This window comes from Pseudomonas arabinosi, assembly GCF_047758675.1.
Lineage (GTDB): Bacteria > Pseudomonadota > Gammaproteobacteria > Pseudomonadales > Pseudomonadaceae > Aquipseudomonas > Aquipseudomonas arabinosi.
On sequence record NZ_CP180480.1, the window covers coordinates 4,657,389 to 4,677,517 of the forward strand.

The window sequence follows — 20,129 nt, forward strand, 5'->3', positions numbered from 1 at the left end:
GATTTAACCCATGGAGCAAACACCACTATGAACGTGTCCCGAAAACTGTTTATTGGCGCTGCGCTGGCCAGCCTGCTGCTCGGCGGTTGCACCTCGAAAGTCACCGAGCGTGAGCAGTATTCCGGTTTCCTGTCCAACTACAACAACTTGCAGCAGGTCACCACCACCAGCGGCGAAACAGCCATGCGCTGGGTGAGCCCGTCCTGGAATCCAGATGCCTATAACACCGTGGCCTTCAACAAGCTGGAGCTTTACCCGGCGCCCAAGCCCACTGAGCGGGTGAACCAGCAAACCCTGGACGAGTTGCAGAGCTACATGACCAGCAAGGCCAAAGGCGTGCTGGGCCAGAAGTATCGGGTGGTAACGAGCGCGAAATCAGCGCCGGCCGGTTCAAAAACCTTGATCATGCGCGCGGCGATCACCGGGGTGAGTGCCGAAAACGAAGGCATGAAGTGGTATGAAGTAGTGCCGGTTGCTGCGGTCGTGGGGGGTGTTTCCGCTGCCAGTGGTCACCGCGATCAGGACACCACACTGTTCATCGAGGCCGAATTCATCGACGCCAGTAATAACCAGACCGTGGCCAAAGTCGTGCGCAAAGTCTTTGGCAGCACACTGGAAAACGCCAGCCAGAAGATCACCACCAAGGATTTCAAAGTGGCGATCGACAAGCTGACCAGTGACCTACAGGCATTTATCAAGTAACCCCCCTTGTAGGAGCTGCCGCAGGCTGCGATCTTTTGATCTTGATTTTGTCGGTGTAACACCCATCGCCAAGATCGCAGGCTTCGCCAGCTCCTACACCGACCGCGTTCACCCCAACCGCTATTTTTTCATCCCGACCCGCCGCCGCATCTCGGCGGTAATCGACTGACGGGTTTTCTTCAGGTCCGCCCAAGGCTCGTCACCGACCTCGGCCAGGCGTTCATGCACAGTGTGCACGTTCCACTGATTGCCACCTTTGAGCTCGCCCACCTCTTCGCGAAAGATCGGCACCGACACCGGCAACCCTTCGCGGGTGCGCACGGCGTAGGCACAGATGGTCGTGGCGCCAAGGCCGTTGCGCAGGTAATCGATGAAGATCCGCCCTACCCGGTTCTTCGGTCCCGACACCGCAGAAAAACGCTCCGGCAGCAACTTGGCCATGTGGCTGACAATCGCGTGGCTGAAGTCCTTCACCTCATCCCAGCCCAGCTTGCGGGTCAGTGGCACCACCAGGTGAATACCTTTGCCGCCGCTGGTCTTGAGGAACGCCTTGAGCCCCAGTTCATCGAGTACCGAGAGGGTCAGTTGAGTCGCCTCGACCATGCTTTTCCAGGGCAGCGCCGGGTCCGGGTCGAGGTCGAGGACGAAGCGGTCGGGTTTGTCGAGGTTGTCCGAGGTGGCGTTCCACGTGTGCAACTCGACGGTGCTCATCTGCACGGCGCCGATCAGGGCCTCGGCGTTGTTGATGATCATCACCGGTTGGCCGGTGAGTGCCTTGTCCAGGGTGGTGATCCCCGGAATGGCCAGGCGCTCGGCGTTCTTCTGGAAAAACAGTTCGCCGGCGATGCCGTCCGGAGCACGCACCAGCGCCACGGGCCGGTCCTTGAGCTCGGGCAAAATCCATTCGGCGACGCTGGCGTAATACTCCGCCAATTGCACTTTGGTGGTGCCGCTGCTGGCGTCGATCACCCGGTCCGGGTGAGTGATCCGGACCTTGCCCTCGCCGAGGCCGATTTGCGAGGGCGCGGGCGCGGCTTTCTTTTTCGCAGCGGTGGAAGGTTTTTCGGCAGTGGTTTTTTTCGCGGCTGAAGTCTTCACGGCTTTCGGACGCTCCTCGGTAATGTCTTCGGCAGGTTTGTCGTCACGCAGGCCATGGAACACCGCGTGGCGGACGGAACCTTCCTTGGTCATTTCGGCAAAAGCGACCTCAGCCAGCAACGTGGGCTTGAGCCAGTGCACTCCCTTGGCGTCAAACCCGCTCGGCGGGTTGATCACTGAAATTTTTTTGGTCTGCAACGGTTTCAGTTGCTCGTAGATTCGCTTCAGCGTCGTCTCGTTGAACCCGGTGCCGACCTTGCCCGCGTAACGCAACTCACCGCTGTCGCGCTCATGCAATCCCAGCAGCAGCGCACCAAAGGCATTGCGCGAGCCTTTCGGGTCGGTGAAGCCGACAACCACAAATTCCTGCCGATGCTTGCACTTGAGCTTGATCCAGTCGCTGCTGCGTCGCGACACGTAAGGCGTGCCCAGACGCTTGCCGATCAGCCCTTCCATCTGCATTTGGCAGGCGCTGTTGAGCAGCGCTTCCGGTTCTTCGCTAAAGGCATCGGAGAAGCGCAGCAGCGGATCTTTGTTGGGGTTGAGCACGGTTGACAGCGCAACCCTTCGCTCCTCGACAGGCACCTCGCGCAAGTCCACGCCGTTGAGGTAAGGCATGTCGAACAGGTAGTAGACGATGTTGCCGCTGCGGCCCGAGTCGAAGGCGTTTTGCAAGGCCTGGAAGTCCGGCACGCCCTGCTCGTCGGCGACCACCATTTCCCCGTCGAGCCAGGCGGATTCGAGGCCTAGCGCCGCCAACGCCTCCGCTTGCCTGGGCAGTTTGTGGGTCCAGTCGTGGCCGTTGCGGGTGAAGAGCTTGACTTCGTCGTGGTCGATGCGTGCCATGATCCGATAGCCATCGAACTTGATCTCATAGCTCCACTCGCCGCCCGGGGCCTTTTCTACCAGCGTCGCCAGTTCCGGTTTGAGCAGCTCCGGCAATCTGGCTTTGCGCGCGCCCGTCAATGGCGCCGGCTTTTCCTTGTGCACCGGGGCGGCGGGTTTTTTGACGGGTTTGGCAGCAGTCTTCGCCTTTTTGGCAACGATGGTCCGGTCACTGAGCACGCTGTCGGGCTCGGCGGCGACCACGTCGTAATCGCTTTCGGGTTTGGCCGCGCCGTCCTGATGCTTGATCAGAAACCATTGCTCCTGCTTCCCCGGCATGTGCGTGCGCACCAGGTTCCACAGGCCGCCGAGCTTCTCGCCCTTTAGCTCGAATTTGAGCTTGCCCTTGGCGTAAGCCTCGGCCGGATCGTCCTGAGGAATCCATACCCCCCGGTCCCAGACAATCACCTCGCCGGCGCCGTAATGCCCTTCGGGGATGCTGCCCTCGAAGGTGGCGTAATCAATCGGATGGTCCTCGACGTGCACCGCCAGGCGCTTGACCTTGGGGTCCAGTGACGGGCCTTTGGGCACTGCCCAGCTTTTCAGTGCGCCATCGAGCTCCAGGCGAAAGTCGTAATGCAGGCGCGAGGCGTCGTGCTTCTGGATGCAGAACTGCAAGGCATGGTCTTTCGCGGTTTTTTTGCCCGAACGTTTACCCGCGGCCGGTTCAGAGGTCGCCGAAAAATCGCGCATGCGATTGTAATCGTCCAGGCTCCTGGTCATGGCGCACCTGCTGACGAGGTCACGGTGCCTCCGATGCCTGGGCCGATACGCGTGACAATCAGGGCAACGACAGCAATTCGTTCCACCCGCTGATAGCCAGGGGTCAACAGTTCTTCACCGAACACATCGGGGTCGAGTTCGTGGTAGGTCCAGCCGAACATTGGCGACTCCAGACGCGGCGTCACCGCATCCAGAAACGGGTCGAGGCCATCGATCATCGCCACGCCGGTGTACAGCACCAGGGAGCCACCGGGGGCCAAGCGATACAGGGCTTGCTCGACAATGCGCATCGACAACTGCGCACCAAGCTCGCCGCCGCCGTGCCGGTAAGCGCGCTCGGTCGGGTCGGCCATGTAGGGCGGATTGGCGACGATCAAGTCGAATTGGCCGTCGACGTCTTGCAGCACATCACTGGCCTCGATACTGACGTTAGCCACCTCGGCGAGCGCGGTATTGACTGCCGTCATGCGCAACGCCAACGGGTTGATGTCGACGGCCAGCACTTCGGCTTCACGGCGCGCGCGGGCAATCACAATCGCTCCGACACCCGCGCCGCAGCCGATGTCCACGACGCGTCTGATCGGCGCGAAGCTCTGTTGCAGATGGGTATGAATCAGTTGTGCAAAACGATAAGTGTCGGGGCCGAAGAACACCGCGTCAGCGGCATCAGTGGGGTAACCCGAATGCACGAACAACAGGTCATCGAGGCTTGACCAGCGCACATGACTTTTCAGTCGACCATTGCATTCCTCGAGGACGCCTGCCTGTTGCAGCTGCCGCTGCTCATCCACCGACAACAGACCGGGCTCAAACCACCGCGACCAGCCAAATACTTCGCGCAGGGTCCGGGCGCTTTGCCCGAAGACGCGATCATTGACCCGCTGATGGGTGAGCGGCGTTGGCGTGATGAAACGGTAACCGTCGGCCTGCAGGCGGCGCCCCAGTTGCAACAAGGCCAGATCGGCGGCGCCAAGGTGTTCTTCCTGATTCATGACGGGCTCCCTATCGAAAACCGGATTTGAGTTCGATGAACCGTCGCGTGGCCATCAGGCCAGCGGGGTGGGCGTGCCGATGGGCGGACAACCACGGAATCAACACCTGCATTTGCTCGTCGGCGGTAAGCCCTTTAAGTGTAGCGTGCAGGCTTTGGACATCCGGGTCACTGGCACGCACTGGCCGTTCGGTCGCGGCACGGGTGCCGCGTCGAACCGCGGCCGGCGATCGCTCAGGTCGCCAGTCTCCAGCAATCCAGTCGTGCAGCAGCTGTTTTTCGTAAGGGCTGAACACCCCGAACATGGCCGCGCCGTCGCCCTCGACCAATTGCCAGAAACGGCTGGCTTGCGGGTCCTGGTGACGGTTGATCCAGCCCTTGTTTTCCATGGCGCTGAGGAAGCCTGGCAACTGCTCCGGCGACGACAGCCATTGATTGACGGTCTTGCCTTCAAACCGGCAGTAGTCGGAATGCATGTGCTGACCAAACGGGCGCTTGCGCTCGAGCATGCTCAGCAACTCGCCATACAAGTCGAACGACTCGATAATCGCGCGACTGCCCTGCCCCAGATCGTTGAGCCGATAACCCCGCGCAACCCTGCGCAGAAAGTCTTCACGGTCGCCTTCCACCGGCAACAATTGCAGCACCGACTGCACGGCCTTTTGCGCGTGGCCGGTGCTGGCATTGTCGATGGTCACGTGCAGGGTGAAGTAATACGGATCGATGCCCAGTTCGCTGAGTTCATAGGCGCTGATCAGCAAATGCAGCGGCAATTGTTCATAGCCGAGGTTGTAGCCGATCACTTCCGGCAAAAAATCGTCGCTGCAATAACCCAGCGCCAATTGCACCGCGCCTTGCAGGTAACGCTGGTCCGGGATGCACGGGTTGTCCAGCAAGCCATGCTCAGCGAGCAGCTTGCGGTAGATCACCACATGATTTTGCGCCGGGTTGCCGTCGCCCAGCTCTTCCAGGTAGGTGCAAATCAGGCCTTCGAAACGCGGGTCATGCCAGTGCCGCAGCAGGCCATACAGCCACGCGCCGTCCACCAGTTTGGTCGGGGCAACGGCTTGCAGGAAATACAACGCGTGCGCCTTGTTGGTGAAGAACTGCCGCGGCCCGCCGTCCTTGCGCTGTTGCAGGTAATCGGCGTATTGGCGAGCCACCTCGGTGCAGTGCTGTTCGATAAAGGTTTTCAATGCCGACAGGTCTCGCGGCATGTCCTCAGGCAGGTCCGTTGCTTGCGCAAGTTGAGCCTCGAGAAAGGATTGGCCGAGTGCACGCTGGTGTTCGATATCGTCGCTCAGCAATAACTGTTCGTAGACAGCTTTTAGGCTGCCGGCGGTCAGGATCGCGCGTTGGTGAGCCGGCTGGGATTCAAGTCGTGTCAGGGCAGTCATGGGCGTGTCTCTCAGTCTGAGGCCAGTGGCAGGACGCTGAATCAGCACGTCTCTACATCAGCAGAGCAATTCGCCCGGAAAAAAATTCAATCGACGTTGAAATCGCCCGGACAGACGGGCAAGTGGCGCGGCACCCGGCGCCAGATCAAGTGAATATACTCAGCGAGTGTGGACTCATCCTTCGGAGAGCAATCATGCGAACGGTTCATGTCATCGAGCCCGAAAAAACCCCCGACCCGGTCAATGTCGTGGGTGAGGCCATCACCATTCTCGCGGGCGGGGATCTGAGCAAGCCTTTTGAAATGCATATCCAGGAAGGCGTGCAAGGCGGCGGGCCGCCCCCGCACTTTCACCCGTGGGACGAAGCGTTCTACGTCATCGACGGGCAAGTGGAAGTGACGGTTGAGGGCAAGGCCACCACCATTTTCCCCGGCGGTTACGTGCATATTCCCGCCGGGACTGTTCATGCTTACAAGAACATCAGTGCGACGGCGAAGATGATCGGTGTGGTGTCTGATCCGCTCGGTGGTCAGTTCTTTGCCGCGGTGGATCAGCTCAAAGTGCCGCAGGATTTGCCGCGGATACTGGAAATTGCCGAGAGCTTCGGCGTTACGTTTCTGGTGCCGAAAGCACCTGAAACCCGGTAGAGCCCAGACTAACGAAAAAAACGGTCTTCTAAGGGGAATGTAGCAGCAGGCTTCGCCAGCTGCTACGGATTGTGTCGCTCCTTAACTGATCGGGATCGTTCAGGCCACGCCACCTTTGGCCTGTTGTTCCAGATGCACTTGCAGCTCCGGATCGATACTCAGCGCCGCAGCCAGTTCATCCAGATAGCTGCGTTCGGCGTCCTGCTGATCGTCCACCAGCATCACACTGGCCAGGTACATCTCCGCCGCCATACCGGAATCCGTGGCCGACTGCGCCACATCGGCGGCGTCCAGCGGCCGCGCAACTTCGTCATCCAGCCATTGCTGGAGCTCCGGGTCGTCGGTGTGGCGACCGATTTCGGTGCTGATCATCTGCTTCTCGGCGTCATCAATCCGGCCATCGGCCTTCGCCGCCGCAATCAATGCCCGGAGAATCGCATGGCTGTGGTCCTCGACTTCCGGGCCGGACAACAGGTCGACAGTGCGCGGTGCCTGTTGCGGCGCCGAGGCCTGGCTGCGTTGCCAGGCTTGATAGGCCTGGAATGCCATCATTCCGAGCGAAGCCAGCGCCGCATAGTTGGTGCCGCCACCCGAGCGGGTCTGGGTCGAACCGCCCATGGCGGAGCCACCGCCCAGCAGCCCCCCGAGCAAACCACCCAGGCCACCGCCCCCGGTGCTTGAACCGGCACCACCGCCCAACAGGCCACCGAGCAAACCACCGAGACCGCCGAGACCACCTTGGGCCGACGCACCACCGCCACCCTGTTGCGACATTGAACCTTGGCCGGCCCTTAGTAACTGTTCGAGCAAATCGCTGGTGTTCATGACGATGTCCTCATCGGTTGGAGTGATCCAGTCAGGCAACGATAGTCCTCGCCGGCAAATGCGCCACCACCGTTTGGCTGACGTGAATCCCTTATAGCCCTTGACCCCGATGACCATCGGCTGCGAGTGTTCTACCCTTGCAAACCCGATGCCCCCAGGATCAACGAACACATGGACCGCCACCTGATTGTCGTCAGCGACGTCATCGAACCTGAAGTCGAGCACGTACTCAGCGCCGGGCTGAGTGCCTTCAATGATCAGATGACCGGCATCAACGACCGCCAGTCGCTGGCAGTAACGGTCCGCGATCCGGATACCCATCAGGTGATGGGTGGTATTACCGGGCGTACGTCGCTCGGTCTGCTGTTTCTCGATTTGTTCTACTTGCCCGAGTCTCTGCGCGGCTCCCGGGCTCGGGTCTCGACTGCTCAACGCGTACGAGGAAGAAGGCCGTCGTCGCGGTTGCCGCTCGGCGGTGCTCTATACCCTCAGTTTCCAGGCCCCGCAGTTCTATGAAAAGCACGGCTGGCAGCGCTTCGGGGAAGTGCCTTGCGACCCGCCAGGCACGAGTCGGGTGTTCATGAGCAAGGCGCTGTGAATGAGCCTGTCTGCTGCCGATCACTGCGCTTGAGTAAAACGTATCGCCCTGCGCCGATGTTTCATTTAATACCCAGGATTTATCCGGGGTATTTTTTTGCGGCACAGCTAAGATTTACAGATGGTGAACCTTATCCCCGGATACCCGGTCGATACATGCAACCTGACTTGGTTTGCCGACACCCCCAATTGAAGGGGTGATAACAGGCTTGCTTCACTTTTTGGAGAACGCCACCGTGATATCGACCTTACACATCGCCAGGCTCAAAGCTTGGGGCGCCCATGGTTTTACCGCCACCGGCGTGGTCACTGCCTTCCTCGCGACCCTCGCCCTGCTGGAAAACCAGGCCACAAACTGCCTGCTGTGGCTGGGCGTCGCCCTGATCGTCGATGGGCTGGATGGTGCGTTGGCACGCAAGGTCAATGTCCAGTCGGTACTGCCAAGTTTCGATGGCTCGATCCTCGATCTGGTCATCGACTACCTGACGTATGTGTTTATCCCCGCGCTGTTCATTTATCGTTACATCCCCTTGCCGGACTACACGCTGCTGCTGTCCGTGTCGCTGATTCTGGTCTCGTCGCTGTTTTGCTTCTGCAACGTCAACATGAAGAGCAAGGACAACTACTTCCAGGGCTTCCCCGCCGCCTGGAACGTGGTAGCCCTGTGCCTGTACATCATCGCCCCGTCGCCGTGGATCACTTTTCTCACCATCATCGGCCTGGCGCTGTTGACCGTGACGCGGATGAAGTTCCTCCACCCGTTCCGCGTGCGCAAGTTCATGCCGATCAACATCGCGGTGACGGCTATCTGGCTGCTGTGCAGCTTGTCGCTGGTGGTCAACCATCCGGTGATCAACCCGCTGGTGATGGGGCTTTGGCTGCTGATGTCGGCTTACTTCCTGGGGATCTGTATCTGGCGCACAGCGCTGGAGTGGTTCGAAAACTCGCGGGGATAAGGGAACACTTCGACCATGCCCATCCACATCGTGCGCCTCGGTTCACCGCGCGCTGCCAATGAAGGCCTGCGCCTGGGCACGGTGCGGCGCCCGCCGCGTGGCGTGCCCAAGGCCGAGTTTGCCAGCCGGGACTTTTATGACGTGTGGCAGCCGCTGCTGTCTCCCAGTGCAGAACTGGTCGCAGAAGCCAAAGCGGCGGAAGACGCCAAGGCGTGGGAAGCCTTCAAGCGCAAGTTCAAGACCGAAATGAACCACCCGGCGCCTAGCCAGTTACTCGATTTGTTGGCGGCGTTGTCCCATCAAACGTCACTGGCCATTGGCTGTTATTGCGAAGATGAAGCGCATTGCCATCGGTCGGTATTGCGGGCGTTGTTAGAGGCGCGAGGTGCGCAGCTCAAATAGTCGCTCAAGATCGAGCTAAAGGATTTCGGTAAGGACACAAGGATTGGGGTCTTCAAATGAGTAACCAGATTCGACTCGCCACCCCTGACGATGCGACAGCCATCAGCCAGGTCATCATTCAATCGCTGCGCCAGTCCAATGCCCTGGACTACCCGCCCGACGTCATCACCCAGGTAGAGAAAAGCTTTTCTACCGAGGCCATCCGCGCCTTGCTGAGCCAACGCCAGGTCTTTGTCGCCACCATCGATAAGCGTGTCGTCGCCACGGCCAGCCTTGATCAAGACGTTGTGCGTAGCGTATTCGTTGACCCTGGCCATCAGGGGCGCGGACTCGGCAGGCAATTGATGGCAACGATTCAATCTGTCGCCCAAGCTGCAAAAATCAAGGTACTGCGCGTTCCCTCCTCCATTACCGCAGAAGCCTTTTACTTCAAGCTGGGATATCGAAAGATCCGCGACGAGTTTCACGGGGCCGAGCGCACGATCATTATGGAGCGGCGTTTGACGCCCGTTGTCGACTACTCAAACTAACGCCAGCGAATGTCCGTTACTGACCTTACGAATCCCCCTAAACAGCCTGTTGCGCGAACAATAGACATGTTCACTAACAGGCTGTCGAAAGTGACGACGACACCAACGGAGATTCACCTGGTAATGAGGATGAATGACGCGGCCCGGTTGATGTCGTGCCTGAAGCTTAGGCTGGCTTGAAACAGTACGCAGCCAGCTTGTTACCATCGAGGTCCCTTGCGTATGCCGCATAGGCGTCTGGAGCCCAGTTGCGGGGCCCAGGTTGTCCTTCACAAGTGCCGCCGTTGGCCAGCGCCGTTTCATGGAAAGCCTGAACAGCAGCCCGACTTGGAGCCTCGAAACTGACGGTTACGCCGTTGCCGACGGTGGCAGGCGCACCGTTGGCAGGTTTCAGTACGAAGAACGAGGGAGCGCTCTCACCCCAAATCGAGCCATTGTCGTCCAGATCGGCGATGCGTTTTTGGCCCAGTGTACCCAGGACGCTGTCGTAGAAGCTGCGCGCTTGTTGCAGGTTGTTAGTACCGACGGTCACATGAGTGAAAATGGTCATCTTAGTGCTCTCTTTGGTAGAAATGCGGTGGTTGATATTGCAGTTTTTCCCAGGTGAGACTGGCCCTGGCGGCCTTCGTCAAACCTGTTGTGTCAGCGATCAAAATGGATGACGGTGCGGATGCTTTCACCGTTATGCATCAGGTCGAAGGCCTTGTTGATCGCCTCCAACCCCATGGTGTGGGTGATGAACATATCCAGTGGAATTTCACCTTTTTGCGCGCTCTCGACATAGCTGGGTAGTTCGCTGCGTCCTTTCACACCACCAAATGCCGAGCCGCGCCAGACGCGCCCGGTCACCAGTTGGAAAGGACGAGTACTGATTTCCTGACCGGCTCCGGCGACGCCAATAATCACCGACTCGCCCCACCCCTTGTGACAGCACTCCAGGGCCGCGCGCATGAGATTGACGTTGCCAATGCATTCGAAGGAGTAATCCACACCCCCCTCGGTCATCTCGACTATCACGTCCTGGATCGGCTTGTCGTAATCCTTCGGATTGATGAAGTCGGTGGCGCCCAATTGCCTGGCGATCTCGAACTTGGCCGGATTGATATCGATCGCGATTATTCGACCAGCCTTGGCCATGGTGGCGCCGATGATCGCTGCCAGGCCGATGCCGCCAAGACCGAAGATCGCCACGCTGGCGCCCTCCTCCACTTTGGCCGTGTTAAGCACTGCGCCAATTCCGGTCGTCACACCGCAACCGAGCAAGCAGACCTTCTCTAGCGGGGCCTCCTTGGGAATCCTGGCCAGAGAGATTTCCGGCAGCACGGTGTACTCGGAGAAGGTCGAGGTACCCATGTAGTGGAAGATGGGTTGGCCCTTGTAGGAAAAGCGGCTGGTACCGTCCGGCATCAAGCCTTGCCCCTGAGTGGCGCGAATTTTCTGGCAGAGGTTGGTCTTGCCGGACGTGCAGAATTTGCACTCGCCACATTCCGGGGTGTACAGCGGGATCACATGATCGCCCACCGCCACTGAGGTGACACCCTCGCCAACCGCCTCGACGATGCCGCCGCCTTCGTGACCCAGAATGACCGGAAAGAGGCCTTCAGGATCAGCACCGGAAAGGGTGAAAGCATCGGTATGGCAGACGCCGGTGGCAATGATGCGCACCCGCACTTCCCCGGCTTGCGGTGCAGCCACATCGACTTCGACAATTTGCAGCGGCTGGTTCGCCGCGAAGGCGACGGCAGCTCGTGATTTGATCATATTCATAATTCCCGGGCGCAAAGAGGCGCCGCCTCTTTGTAGAAGCAAAGAAAATTCAGTAGTCTGCGTGTGTTCAGGGAGACGTTACAACGGACAGGCGTCCTTGCCCCTCTGCCGATTAGAGCGATGCGTCGATTTTTTTCGCGACGGCTTCACTGACCCAGGCGTGCCACACTTCCGGGTGTTCCTTGAGGAAAATCCTGGCCAGTTTGGGGGATTCGATGCGTTCCTTGGTCATCCTCGCCAGGTTCTGATTCAACAGATCGATGGGGATGTTGACCTTCTCCAGAACCGCAACCAGTTCTGGCGCCTGCTCATGAAAAGCTTTGGAGAGTCCGACTTTAGTGATGACGTTTTTGTCGACCCCCGGCTTCTCTTCCAGTCTTATCGCATCGATCTGCCCCATCAGCGGCGTCGGTGACCAGTAGTAAAACAGCACAGGTTCACCGCGCTTATAGCTGGACAGCACAGCCGCATCCAATGCAGCGCCGGTCCCCGGGCGGAAGTTGGTGTAGGTGCTTTCAAGACCGTATTCTTTCAACATCTCGGTATTGTCCTGTTCACAAATCCAACCCGCGGGACAATTGTAGAAACGTCCTTTGGAAGGTTCCTCCGAGTCTCGAAAAACCTGCGGGTATTTGTTCAGGTCGGCAACCGTCTTGAGGTCTGGAGCGCGAGCGGGTTTATTGCGTTTAGCGTCCCCCTCGACCACATAACGCGGCACGTACCAGCCTTGGACTGCACCGATGATCGGTGAGCCAACTGCAATGACCTTTCCGGCGGCCGCGGCTTTTTTCCAGACTTCGCTACGTTCCATCCACTCTTCGCCAAATACTTGAATGTCGTTGCTGGCCAGGGCGGTCTCAAGAATGATGGTGTTACCCACCAACTGGTCGGTTTCGCAGCCGTAGCCATCCTTGAGAACGATCATCATGATGTCGGTGAGGAGCATCCCGCTCTCCCAATTCAGACCGGCAAATCTCACCGATTTGCCTGACTCACACCACCCTGAAGCCTGACTTGAGGCGCTACCGACGAGTAAGCCAAGGGTGAGTAACGAGGCCAGCAAGTTCTTCTTGTATTTCATGATCAGACGCTCCGAAATTATTATTGGGGGCAGCGAACTGTTGCGTGCACACACGAGGCAAACGAGACCATCAGATCTGACGTGGACAGGTGCCTGTGCATACGCGTGAAGCGATGGAGTGAGTGAATAGTTTTATTATTGATTGGGTACTTAATTCAAAGGCTCTACCGTGGTACGCCCGTAAAACAATTGACGGGCATAAGCGCTGAACTCGACATTTGGCTGATCCACGTAAGCAAATACAGCGTTGAGTCTTAACCTGTCCCCCACCACCGGCGTAACACGATGCAGTGAATAGCGGCCGCGAAACAATGTCAGTGTTCCAGGTACTTGAGGCAGAACCTCTATCTGCTGGGTGTCGGGGTTATCAAGGAATTGCCTGACCGCGTCATAACAGTCGTCGTCCTCATTGCGAAGCATGCGTACATATTCAAAATCCCCGCCGGCGCTTGCGGCCTGGAGTGACAGCGTGACGCTGAAGTCGGAGCGATCAAAGTGCCAACCCAATTGCTGTCCTGCCGTAAAGCCCTGCAAATTAAGCGCGGCTAACGGATCTGCATGGCGATAGAGCGCTTCCAGCCCCAACACATCTTTGATGAAAGAAAGCACTTCTTCCGATTCATAGATCTGCCTGATCAAATTGTCGCCAGGAATATCCGCGTAGGCGACGGTATCTTTTTCGGTTTTCATCAAGCGCCGCAGGGGATGCCCTGAATCAACGTTTCCCTCTTGAGGTTTGAAATAAACCGTGTGGTTTTCCCGGAAATGAAACATACGCGGGTGTAGTTCAAGCGTTTGATCCGCCATCGTCGCAACCGATTCATCACGGACAAATCCCGGGAAGATCGCGACGCCTTCCTGCCCGAGCAATGATTGGCTATGAGTGACCAGCGCCCGATAAGCGGGGTCGGTTCGATCGGTAATGGGATAACGCTCAAGGTCGATGACATCGCCCAGGGTTACGGCGGGTGTGAGAGGCAGCATAGGCATGATTATTGGTCTCCGGTGGCTCTTGCTGGAGTCAGATTGCATCGAAGGCAAAAACAAGTCACGCTCATATTTTTACGCTATTTTGTGAATAATTTTCAGGTCGCGCCCTATGAGACTCACTCTGGATCACCTCGTAATGCTTCAAACCCTGTCGGAAGTGGATTCGGTGACCGCTGTGGCAGAGCGTCTATGGCTGACGCCTTCAGCCGTCAGTCATCGCATGCGGGAGGCGGAACGCAGGCTTGGCGTGACCCTGACAGAGCGCTCAGGGGGAAAGTTGCGACTCAGCCCTGCAGGTGTGCGCCTGGAGCGAGCAGCAAGAGACATCATCGCGATTCTTAACGAAGCGGAGGCGGAGGCCAGATCCATGGCAGGTGGGGTCACAGCCTTCGTGCGTATGGGTGTCACCTCATACGGGCCGTTTCGCTGGATTCCAAAATTTATCAAGCATTACTCCAGTCTTCGTCCAGACATCGAAATAACACTGGTGACCGTGCCCCGTAACGACGTTTATGCCAGCCTGATGCAAGGCAGGCTCGATGTGTCGATTATTGATGACGGTATGGTACCGAGTGGTGTTGCCAAGTTGCCGCTTTTCCGTGACGACCTGATTGCGATCATGGCAACCGATCACCCACTGGCGCAGAGGAAAAACATTTATGCCGAAGACTTCAAAACTTACAACCTGGTGACGTATTCAACGGACCGCGCAAGCGGCTGGGAATATGACCGATTCTTCGCCCCCGCGAGTATTTTGCCGCGCAGAATGATTACCGTGGAGTTGATTGAAGCCATCGTCGAACTGGTGCGCTCGGGATACGGAATCAGCATATTGCAACGCGACTTGGTGACGCCCAGTCTTGAGCGCGGAGAGCTTGCATGGGCAGCCCTGAATGACGGCCTGGATATCGCCTGGAACGCGATTATTCGCCCTGCCGAGCCCGATGGCAGTGAAGTCAATCAACTGGTCACCGAGCTGACCAGTTGGATTAAACATGCGGGGAAGTCCGAGAATGGCTACGCATAGCAAGAAGGCCCGAGACGAGCGTGGGCAAAATAGTCAGTGGCCGGCCTCCTCCCCTGGTTCAGCGGTTAATCCTGCGGCTATGAGGTATGGCAGGACGCTTATCAACTTGTCAGTAGAATGGGCTGCCATTCAAAACAGGTAGGAGTCGATCGATGCGCATCGCCTTGCTGTCAGACATCCACTTGTCCGTCAACGCGTTACCTTTTCCTGATGTGGATGCCGACATTCTCGTCCTCGCCGGAGACATCTCCCGTCCGGCTACGGCCATCGAGTGGGCCAAATCGTGCCCTGTTCCGATCGTGTACGTGGCAGGGAATCACGAGTTTTATGGCAGCGACTTGATCTCTACCTACGAACATTTGAACAGGTTGTCGCAAGGCACACAGATCCACGTACTGGAACGCTCGGAGTATCTCCACAACGGCGTGCGGTTTTTGGGTTGCACGCTGTGGTCTGACTATCGTCTTTTCGATTCTGCCGAGCATCGGGCACAGGGTGTTGATCTGGCCACGAAGCTCATGCGGGACTTCACCCACATAAAAATCTCGCCCGATTTTCCAGACCTGTTCAGCCCGGCGGTTTCCCAACTGATTTTTTTACAAACCGTCGCCTGGCTGGAAGACTGCTTCACCCGAGACAGAACCACTCCCACGGTGGTGGTTTCGCATTTTGCACCGACACGGTTGAGCATAGGCCCGCTGTTTGAAAATTCGCCGATTAACGCGAGTTTTGTTTCAGATCTCGAAGACCGGATCAACGTCTGGCAGCCGGCGCTTTGGCTGCATGGCCATACCCATGGGAGCTTTGACTACCAGGTGGGCAAAACCCGGGTCATATGCAATGCCCGGGGTTATGCAAAAAATGGCATAAATGAAAATCCGGAATTCAATGGCTCACACGTAATTGACCTGGATATCTGAGGCAACACGGCCCTGCTTCCTGCAAGCTGGATCCAGAAAACCGAGCAAGGCCTGGCGGGTATCATGCAAGGCCGCCGAGTGTTCCATATCGAGGAAATGCCCGGTGTTCTTGATGGTATGGAAACGAGATTGAGGGGCATGATCGGCAAAAATCCTGGCGTCTTCTACCGAGGTGTACTCATCCCATTCGCCGTTGATAAACAGCAGCGGGATTTCGATGGAAGCGGCACAGGCGACATAGCAATGGGTGTCTTGGGTCAGCACCTCATTGACGTGGAAATGCATCTGCCGGTACTCGTGCTCGTCCAGGCTTCTGACATGGCGGTCATTAAAGCGTTTGAACAGCGATGGCAGGTGCTTGCCGATCGTGCTGTTGATCAAGCGACCGACATTGAGGCGGTCGCAAGCCTGGAGATGGCTCAGGCCGCTCTCCAGGTAATCGCGCATCGGCGTGTTGATCCGCGCTGCGAATGAATTGATCACCGCCTTCTCGATTCGTCGCGGCCGCTGGGCCAGCGCCAGCAAGGTAGCCGCACCGCCCCAGGAAAAAGACAGCACGTGGTGCGCACCAAAGTGTTCGATTAAATCCAGCAGTATCGCTGCCTCGTCTTCCTTGCGGATCGGTTGGCCGTGAAGGTTGTGTTCCTTCGACTGACCGGCGTAGGGCTGGTCGTAGAGAACCACATTGAATCGCGGCTGCAAGTAACGCACCGTTTGGGCAAAAGATGCGGTCGTTGCCAGTGAGCCATTGACCAGAATGATGGTCTTGTCAGCGGCAGTGTTGAGATAGTGCTCGGTATAAACCTTGTACTTCCCGCAGATCTCGACGATGGCAGTTTTCGGCATCATGACATTTACTTCCTTGAACCCATTGGACTAAGCGCACAGCGTTTTGGATGCCCATAGGGCCCTATCGCAGACAGCAGAACACGTGGACCTGACAGCGAAGTGCCAGGCCAATACATTAATAACTCGGTGTGATTTTCAAACGTCAACGCATAGGCCTCCTCGGGCTTGATCTGGCAACACGGACAAGCAACAACAGCGCGAGGGTGCCCCGATGGGCGTCGTGACCAATGAGTCACTGACTGACCATATGTTCAGAGTTAAGCAGGGATTTCCTCGTCTGCAAGAACGCAGACGAGTTATTGCGTCGAAGACGGCTTGATGGTCGAACGAGGTCACCCAGGACGAGGCGACGCGCGAAAGCTCCGCGGGCGGCCATCTCATGTTCGCGGATCACTTCCCGGGTGCCGCCACCGAGTCATCGTCTCGTCGAGTTACTTGGCTATTGGCCCAGGCCTTGCTTTGGCATCTTTGCGGTACCTGGCCAACTTTGCGGAATTTCGAGTGTTTATGCCTGACAAGGCTTGGTAGGCGACCGTTGGTGCTGATGCAGGCCGCAAGCCTGGCAACGATCATGGAGTTTATGCAGGACCTGAACCGGGTGTTGATTGTGGCAAGCCTCTAGACGACAACCGCTCCACTTTCAGGAACACCCCCAAGGTTGGGGACTTTCGCCCGCCCAAACGGGCAGGCTTATTTATTGCCAAATTTCATTAAAGGCAGCCTGGCTACGCTCCGCGCGCAAATAAAAAAATAAATGAACAACAAGGGGAACCCTACCTTGAAAATTTCAACAATCTGCGTCGCGGGCAGCCTTTTGGTTTCGGTCGCGGCTTCTGCTACAGGGATGATTCCCGTCCTCGACCTGGACTTCACAAGGTCGGCTGCTGAAACGCTGAAAAAACGAGGAATCAACGACGCTTGTATCGTTGCCGCTTCAAACCCGAAAACGTTCACCTATTGTCGAGAAGGATCGCCAACGCTCTGGAAGTATCAGGCTTTGGATCTGGAACAACAGGCAGTGATCATGAATGACGAAAAGCTGCACCTGACAGACAACGGGCAAATCACCGTCGCGGAAGTCGATAGCGCAGCCTGCCAACAGGACAACCCTGTGTCATTGGTTAAATCGGCGATTACTCGTGGGCTGGGCCTCGGCCTGATCACCCTGTTTCTATTGATTGGCTTGCGATATACCTACTGGGCAAGCCGCCGCCCGTAACCAAAACTCAAGAAGCAGTGCTATTTGACGAGTCGCGTTTCCTTGGAAGGCCTGTAGCCGAAGTACGAGCTATAGCACTTGCTGAAATGGCTGGGCGATACAAAGCCACACGCAACCAGCACATCCACCTGGGACAGTTCGGTGTGCTGGAGCAGCCGACGCGCTTCGGTAATTCGCAGCTCCATGTAATACCGTTGCGGCGTTGTGCCCAGTTGCTCCTTGAACAAGCGCTCAAGTTGTCGACGCGAACGACCTGCGTATACGGCCAACTGCTCCAGCTCCAGAGGCTCTTCGAGGTTGGCATCCATCAGCTTCACCACCTCGCGTAATGGTGCACTCACGCAGACATTTTCAGTTGGTTTTATCCGCCGATAACGCGACTCCTCGAAAGCCAGGATGTCCTCAATCCCCTCGACGAGAGCTTTGTCGTGCAAGCCTTTGATCCAGTCCAGCGCCATGTGGAATGCCCCCGAGGGACTGGAAGCCGTGAGCCGGTCTCGGTCAATGACGTAGGGTTCACTGGTGACATGCGTCGCCTTGGAGATCTCCGCGAGCGCGGGGCGATGTTCGGGGTGAATCGCGCAACGATATCCGTCAAGCAAGCCTGCCCTTCCCAGGAACCATGCGCCATTCCACAACCCGGCCAGACTGACACCCTGGTCTGAGGCAGCCCTCAACAGGGAGATGAGTTCATCCGTCGCTTTGAGTTCTGTCCTGTAACCGCCACAAATGACCAGAAGATCCAGGTCCTGGATCACTGAACAATCAAAACGGGTATCCGGCCGAATAACCAGGCCCAGGTCACTGACGACCTCCTCATCGGTCAAGCCGAACGTTCGGGAAGAGAACAACCCGGGTCGCAGAAGATTGGCGGTGACAATCGTATCCAGTGCTTGCGTGAATGCGGGCAGCGAGAAATGCTCAAGCAACAGAAATCCTGCCCGAACCATTTGAGTTTTCTCGTTGGGGTTCTCATTCAGATAGCGGAGATTTTTCCCCTTCATGCCTCCGCTAAATTGGCGACGTTCGATCAATGTACGGCCTACTCGGTTACGTAGCCCAACCTGTCGTTGGGTGCGTTGATAAACCTCAATGCTAACTGTAGAAGTTTCAAAACCACTAGCGCCATTTTGCGATTGATCAGGCCAGCTGGAGGTAGCTTTATGTCACTCGCACGCTGCGCCTAAACGATGGCGGCATAGCCATCGACACTGTCGGGCCAACGGGTCAGAACCTCGAAGCCGTCGTCAGTGACCGCAACCATATGCTCCCACTGAGCCGAGAGCGAGTGATCCTTGGTGACCACGGTCCAGCCATCAGCCAGGGTTTTCACATGGCGTTTGCCCGCGTTCAACATGGGTTCAATGGTGAAGATCATGCCGGTTTTCAGTTTCAGGCCCTGGCCTGGGAAGCCGTAGTGAAGGACCTGCGGCTCATCGTGATAAATCTTGCCGATACCGTGACCGCAGTATTCGCGCACGACGCTGAATCCGTCTCTTTCGGCCACCGTCTGAATGGCATGGCCGATGTCACCCAGCGTAGCGCCGGGTCGGACGACGCGAATACCGGCGCACATCGCTTCATAGGTCGTCACTGCCAGGCGTCGGGCATCCGGGCCGGGCTCACCCACGAAGTACATGCGGCTGGTGTCGCCGTACCAACCCTCCTTGATAACGGCAATGTCGATATTGACGATGTCGCCATCCTTCAGTGGCGTGGCCGAAGGAATACCATGGCAGACCACTTGGTTGACCGATGCACACACGGTTTTCGGGAAGCCGTGATAGCCGACATTGCCCGGAATGGCTTTCTGAACATTGACGATGTAGTCGTGACAGAGCCGATCGAGTTCGTCGGTGGTGACCCCCGCTTTGACATGCGGAGCAATCATGGCCAGGACCTCGGCGGCCAGCGTGCCCGCAGCACGAGACATGGCTATTTCTGCCGGGGTATTGAGCTTTACATTGGCCTTCATTGCTGGGCTCCTGATGCTGCATCAACCTGGGCGCTTTGCGAAAAATCGGCGAGTGCGCACAGCTGTTTTACATCGAGGCCGCCAGCCAGTTCGGCACGAATCAGCACGCGGCAGATGTCGCTGTGGTCCAGGTTGGGATGTAACTCGGCAAGCATCCCGATGCGCATCCAGTGTTCGGCCTGGGCGTTGATCGAGCGGCTCAGCGCATCGCTGGCGACGCGCAGATTCTCGTGCATGGCTTCTGAAATTTTTACGATACCCACTGTTCAATCCAATATGAAATGTATATGGATCGTATATTAGTCGGTAGTCGCGTGAAATTGCAATTTCACGATTTGTAGCCACGCCTGAAGCGCGCGAGAACATAAAAAAGTCACTGGGTGACTTGAAGTCCGACTTCAATAGCTGAGGGAATGAAGTGCTGAGCAATCATCGTTTGTACCCCTACTCGATGATGCCCAGAATTCGTGGCGCAGACGTTAGCCGTTGTTCGTCCAATTGATCGAGTCAGTACCTGTCAGAAAGAGCGTCATTCACCCTTTCACACC

At 57.4% G+C, this 20,129-nt stretch carries 20 protein-coding genes and 1 pseudogene; 9 read left to right on the forward strand and 12 right to left on the reverse strand.

Annotation, left to right across the window (positions count from 1 at the left end; translation table 11 throughout):
• Positions 1 to 27: 27 nt before the first annotated feature.
• Positions 28 to 702 carry a DUF3313 domain-containing protein gene (locus tag ACMXYJ_RS21650; protein WP_415756841.1) on the forward strand — a complete coding sequence of 225 codons (675 nt, stop codon included), beginning with the start codon at positions 28 to 30 and terminating at the stop codon, positions 700 to 702.
• A 120-nt stretch (positions 703 to 822) separates the two neighbouring features.
• On the opposite strand, the gene ligD is transcribed toward ACMXYJ_RS21650, so the two are convergent.
• From ligD to ACMXYJ_RS21665, 3 genes are read right to left on the reverse strand one after another with little or no spacing between them, the layout of a single operon-like run.
• Complete coding sequence (gene ligD / locus ACMXYJ_RS21655) at positions 823 to 3,408, reverse strand: DNA ligase D (RefSeq protein ID WP_415756842.1); 2,586 nt, start codon at positions 3,406 to 3,408, stop codon at positions 823 to 825.
• The gene (locus ACMXYJ_RS21660; RefSeq protein WP_415756843.1) at positions 3,405 to 4,400 is read right to left on the reverse strand and encodes a methyltransferase; all 996 of its coding nucleotides are present in this window, start codon (positions 4,398 to 4,400) and stop codon (positions 3,405 to 3,407) included. Before ACMXYJ_RS21660 ends, ligD begins: the two co-directional genes overlap by 4 nt.
• Positions 4,401 to 4,410: 10 nt before the next feature.
• Complete coding sequence (locus tag ACMXYJ_RS21665; RefSeq protein ID WP_415756844.1) at positions 4,411 to 5,796, reverse strand: iron-containing redox enzyme family protein; 1,386 nt, start codon at positions 5,794 to 5,796, stop codon at positions 4,411 to 4,413.
• 194 nt (positions 5,797 to 5,990) lie between these two features.
• On the opposite strand from ACMXYJ_RS21665, the gene ACMXYJ_RS21670 reads away from it, so the two are divergent.
• Positions 5,991 to 6,443: a cupin domain-containing protein gene (locus tag ACMXYJ_RS21670; protein WP_415756845.1), complete on the forward strand. Its 453-nt coding sequence runs from the start codon at positions 5,991 to 5,993 to the stop codon at positions 6,441 to 6,443.
• Positions 6,444 to 6,542: 99 nt separating this feature from the next.
• Here the strand turns inward: ACMXYJ_RS21670 and ACMXYJ_RS21675 are convergent, their stop codons facing one another.
• Positions 6,543 to 7,268 (reverse strand): tellurite resistance TerB family protein, encoded by a 726-nt coding sequence (locus tag ACMXYJ_RS21675; RefSeq protein ID WP_415756846.1) that lies wholly within the window; start codon positions 7,266 to 7,268, stop codon positions 6,543 to 6,545.
• Positions 7,269 to 7,439: 171 nt separating this feature from the next.
• Here ACMXYJ_RS21675 and ACMXYJ_RS21680 point away from each other — a divergent pair.
• From ACMXYJ_RS21680 to ACMXYJ_RS21695, 4 genes and pseudogenes are all read left to right on the forward strand, one after another.
• A pseudogene (locus tag ACMXYJ_RS21680) lies at positions 7,440 to 7,866 on the forward strand (GNAT family N-acetyltransferase).
• A gap of 235 nt (positions 7,867 to 8,101) precedes the next feature.
• Positions 8,102 to 8,821: a phosphatidylcholine synthase gene (gene pcsA, locus ACMXYJ_RS21685; protein ID WP_056741835.1), complete on the forward strand. Its 720-nt coding sequence runs from the start codon at positions 8,102 to 8,104 to the stop codon at positions 8,819 to 8,821.
• Positions 8,822 to 8,836: 15 nt separating this feature from the next.
• Positions 8,837 to 9,223, forward strand: a complete 387-nt coding sequence (locus ACMXYJ_RS21690) for a DUF488 domain-containing protein (protein ID WP_347803871.1) — start codon at positions 8,837 to 8,839, stop codon at positions 9,221 to 9,223.
• 56 nt (positions 9,224 to 9,279) lie between these two features.
• Positions 9,280 to 9,753, forward strand: coding sequence for a GNAT family N-acetyltransferase (locus ACMXYJ_RS21695; protein ID WP_415756847.1), 474 nt, complete (start codon positions 9,280 to 9,282; stop codon positions 9,751 to 9,753).
• 166 nt (positions 9,754 to 9,919) lie between these two features.
• Here ACMXYJ_RS21695 and ACMXYJ_RS21700 read toward each other — a convergent pair whose 3' ends face one another.
• The 4 genes from ACMXYJ_RS21700 to ACMXYJ_RS21715 form a co-directional block, all read right to left on the reverse strand.
• On the reverse strand, positions 9,920 to 10,303 hold the full coding sequence (locus ACMXYJ_RS21700; RefSeq protein ID WP_415756848.1) for a VOC family protein: 384 nt from the start codon (positions 10,301 to 10,303) through the stop codon (positions 9,920 to 9,922).
• Between the two features lie 92 nt (positions 10,304 to 10,395).
• On the reverse strand, positions 10,396 to 11,514 hold the full coding sequence (locus tag ACMXYJ_RS21705; protein ID WP_415756849.1) for an S-(hydroxymethyl)glutathione dehydrogenase/class III alcohol dehydrogenase: 1,119 nt from the start codon (positions 11,512 to 11,514) through the stop codon (positions 10,396 to 10,398).
• 118 nt (positions 11,515 to 11,632) lie between these two features.
• Entirely contained in the window at positions 11,633 to 12,601 is a 969-nt protein-coding gene (locus ACMXYJ_RS21710) for an ABC transporter substrate-binding protein (protein WP_415756850.1), read from the reverse strand.
• Between the two features lie 150 nt (positions 12,602 to 12,751).
• Positions 12,752 to 13,591, reverse strand: coding sequence for a HalD/BesD family halogenase (locus tag ACMXYJ_RS21715; protein WP_415756851.1), 840 nt, complete (start codon positions 13,589 to 13,591; stop codon positions 12,752 to 12,754).
• 136 nt (positions 13,592 to 13,727) lie between these two features.
• Between ACMXYJ_RS21715 and ACMXYJ_RS21720 the strand changes: the two genes are divergently transcribed.
• Together ACMXYJ_RS21720 and ACMXYJ_RS21725 are read left to right on the forward strand one after the other, a co-directional pair.
• Complete coding sequence (locus ACMXYJ_RS21720; protein WP_415756852.1) at positions 13,728 to 14,618, forward strand: LysR family transcriptional regulator; 891 nt, start codon at positions 13,728 to 13,730, stop codon at positions 14,616 to 14,618.
• Positions 14,619 to 14,770: 152 nt separating this feature from the next.
• Positions 14,771 to 15,538 (forward strand): metallophosphoesterase, encoded by a 768-nt coding sequence (locus tag ACMXYJ_RS21725; RefSeq protein ID WP_415756853.1) that lies wholly within the window; start codon positions 14,771 to 14,773, stop codon positions 15,536 to 15,538.
• On the opposite strand, the gene ACMXYJ_RS21730 is transcribed toward ACMXYJ_RS21725, so the two are convergent.
• Positions 15,512 to 16,387, reverse strand: a complete 876-nt coding sequence (locus tag ACMXYJ_RS21730) for an alpha/beta fold hydrolase (protein WP_415756854.1) — start codon at positions 16,385 to 16,387, stop codon at positions 15,512 to 15,514. The genes ACMXYJ_RS21725 and ACMXYJ_RS21730 overlap by 27 nt on opposite strands.
• A 778-nt stretch (positions 16,388 to 17,165) precedes the next feature.
• Here ACMXYJ_RS21730 and ACMXYJ_RS21735 point away from each other — a divergent pair.
• Complete coding sequence (locus ACMXYJ_RS21735; protein ID WP_415756855.1) at positions 17,166 to 17,606, forward strand: hypothetical protein; 441 nt, start codon at positions 17,166 to 17,168, stop codon at positions 17,604 to 17,606.
• 20 nt (positions 17,607 to 17,626) lie between these two features.
• Here the strand turns inward: ACMXYJ_RS21735 and ACMXYJ_RS21740 are convergent, their stop codons facing one another.
• From ACMXYJ_RS21740 to ACMXYJ_RS21750, 3 genes are all read right to left on the reverse strand, one after another.
• The gene (locus ACMXYJ_RS21740) at positions 17,627 to 18,640 is read right to left on the reverse strand and encodes a GlxA family transcriptional regulator (protein ID WP_415756856.1); all 1,014 of its coding nucleotides are present in this window, start codon (positions 18,638 to 18,640) and stop codon (positions 17,627 to 17,629) included.
• A 149-nt stretch (positions 18,641 to 18,789) separates the two neighbouring features.
• Positions 18,790 to 19,581, reverse strand: a complete 792-nt coding sequence (gene map, locus ACMXYJ_RS21745) for a type I methionyl aminopeptidase (RefSeq protein ID WP_415756857.1) — start codon at positions 19,579 to 19,581, stop codon at positions 18,790 to 18,792.
• Positions 19,578 to 19,844 (reverse strand): ParD-like family protein, encoded by a 267-nt coding sequence (locus ACMXYJ_RS21750; RefSeq protein ID WP_415756858.1) that lies wholly within the window; start codon positions 19,842 to 19,844, stop codon positions 19,578 to 19,580. The genes map and ACMXYJ_RS21750 overlap by 4 nt, the downstream gene beginning before the upstream one ends.
• Positions 19,845 to 20,129: the final 285 nt, after the last annotated feature.

Bases quoted from the DNA above. Each gene is read 5' to 3' on its own strand.
- ACMXYJ_RS21715 (WP_415756851.1), bottom strand. From the start codon at position 13,591: ATGCCTATGCTGCCTCTCACACCCGCCGTAACCCTGGGCGATGTCATC.
- ACMXYJ_RS21705 (WP_415756849.1), bottom strand. From the start codon at position 11,514: ATGATCAAATCACGAGCTGCCGTCGCCTTCGCGGCGAACCAGCCGCTG.
- ACMXYJ_RS21725 (WP_415756853.1), top strand. From the start codon at position 14,771: ATGCGCATCGCCTTGCTGTCAGACATCCACTTGTCCGTCAACGCGTTA.
- ACMXYJ_RS21690 (WP_347803871.1), top strand. From the start codon at position 8,837: ATGCCCATCCACATCGTGCGCCTCGGTTCACCGCGCGCTGCCAATGAA.
- ACMXYJ_RS21660 (WP_415756843.1), bottom strand. From the start codon at position 4,400: ATGAATCAGGAAGAACACCTTGGCGCCGCCGATCTGGCCTTGTTGCAA.
- ACMXYJ_RS21720 (WP_415756852.1), top strand. From the start codon at position 13,728: ATGCTTCAAACCCTGTCGGAAGTGGATTCGGTGACCGCTGTGGCAGAG.
- ACMXYJ_RS21730 (WP_415756854.1), bottom strand. From the start codon at position 16,387: ATGATGCCGAAAACTGCCATCGTCGAGATCTGCGGGAAGTACAAGGTT.
- ACMXYJ_RS21650 (WP_415756841.1), top strand. From the start codon at position 28: ATGAACGTGTCCCGAAAACTGTTTATTGGCGCTGCGCTGGCCAGCCTG.
- ACMXYJ_RS21700 (WP_415756848.1), bottom strand. From the start codon at position 10,303: ATGACCATTTTCACTCATGTGACCGTCGGTACTAACAACCTGCAACAA.
- ACMXYJ_RS21665 (WP_415756844.1), bottom strand. From the start codon at position 5,796: ATGACTGCCCTGACACGACTTGAATCCCAGCCGGCTCACCAACGCGCG.
- ACMXYJ_RS21670 (WP_415756845.1), top strand. From the start codon at position 5,991: ATGCGAACGGTTCATGTCATCGAGCCCGAAAAAACCCCCGACCCGGTC.
- ACMXYJ_RS21695 (WP_415756847.1), top strand. From the start codon at position 9,280: ATGAGTAACCAGATTCGACTCGCCACCCCTGACGATGCGACAGCCATC.
- ligD (WP_415756842.1), bottom strand. From the start codon at position 3,408: ATGACCAGGAGCCTGGACGATTACAATCGCATGCGCGATTTTTCGGCG.
- ACMXYJ_RS21675 (WP_415756846.1), bottom strand. From the start codon at position 7,268: ATGAACACCAGCGATTTGCTCGAACAGTTACTAAGGGCCGGCCAAGGT.
- map (WP_415756857.1), bottom strand. From the start codon at position 19,581: ATGAAGGCCAATGTAAAGCTCAATACCCCGGCAGAAATAGCCATGTCT.
- ACMXYJ_RS21710 (WP_415756850.1), bottom strand. From the start codon at position 12,601: ATGAAATACAAGAAGAACTTGCTGGCCTCGTTACTCACCCTTGGCTTA.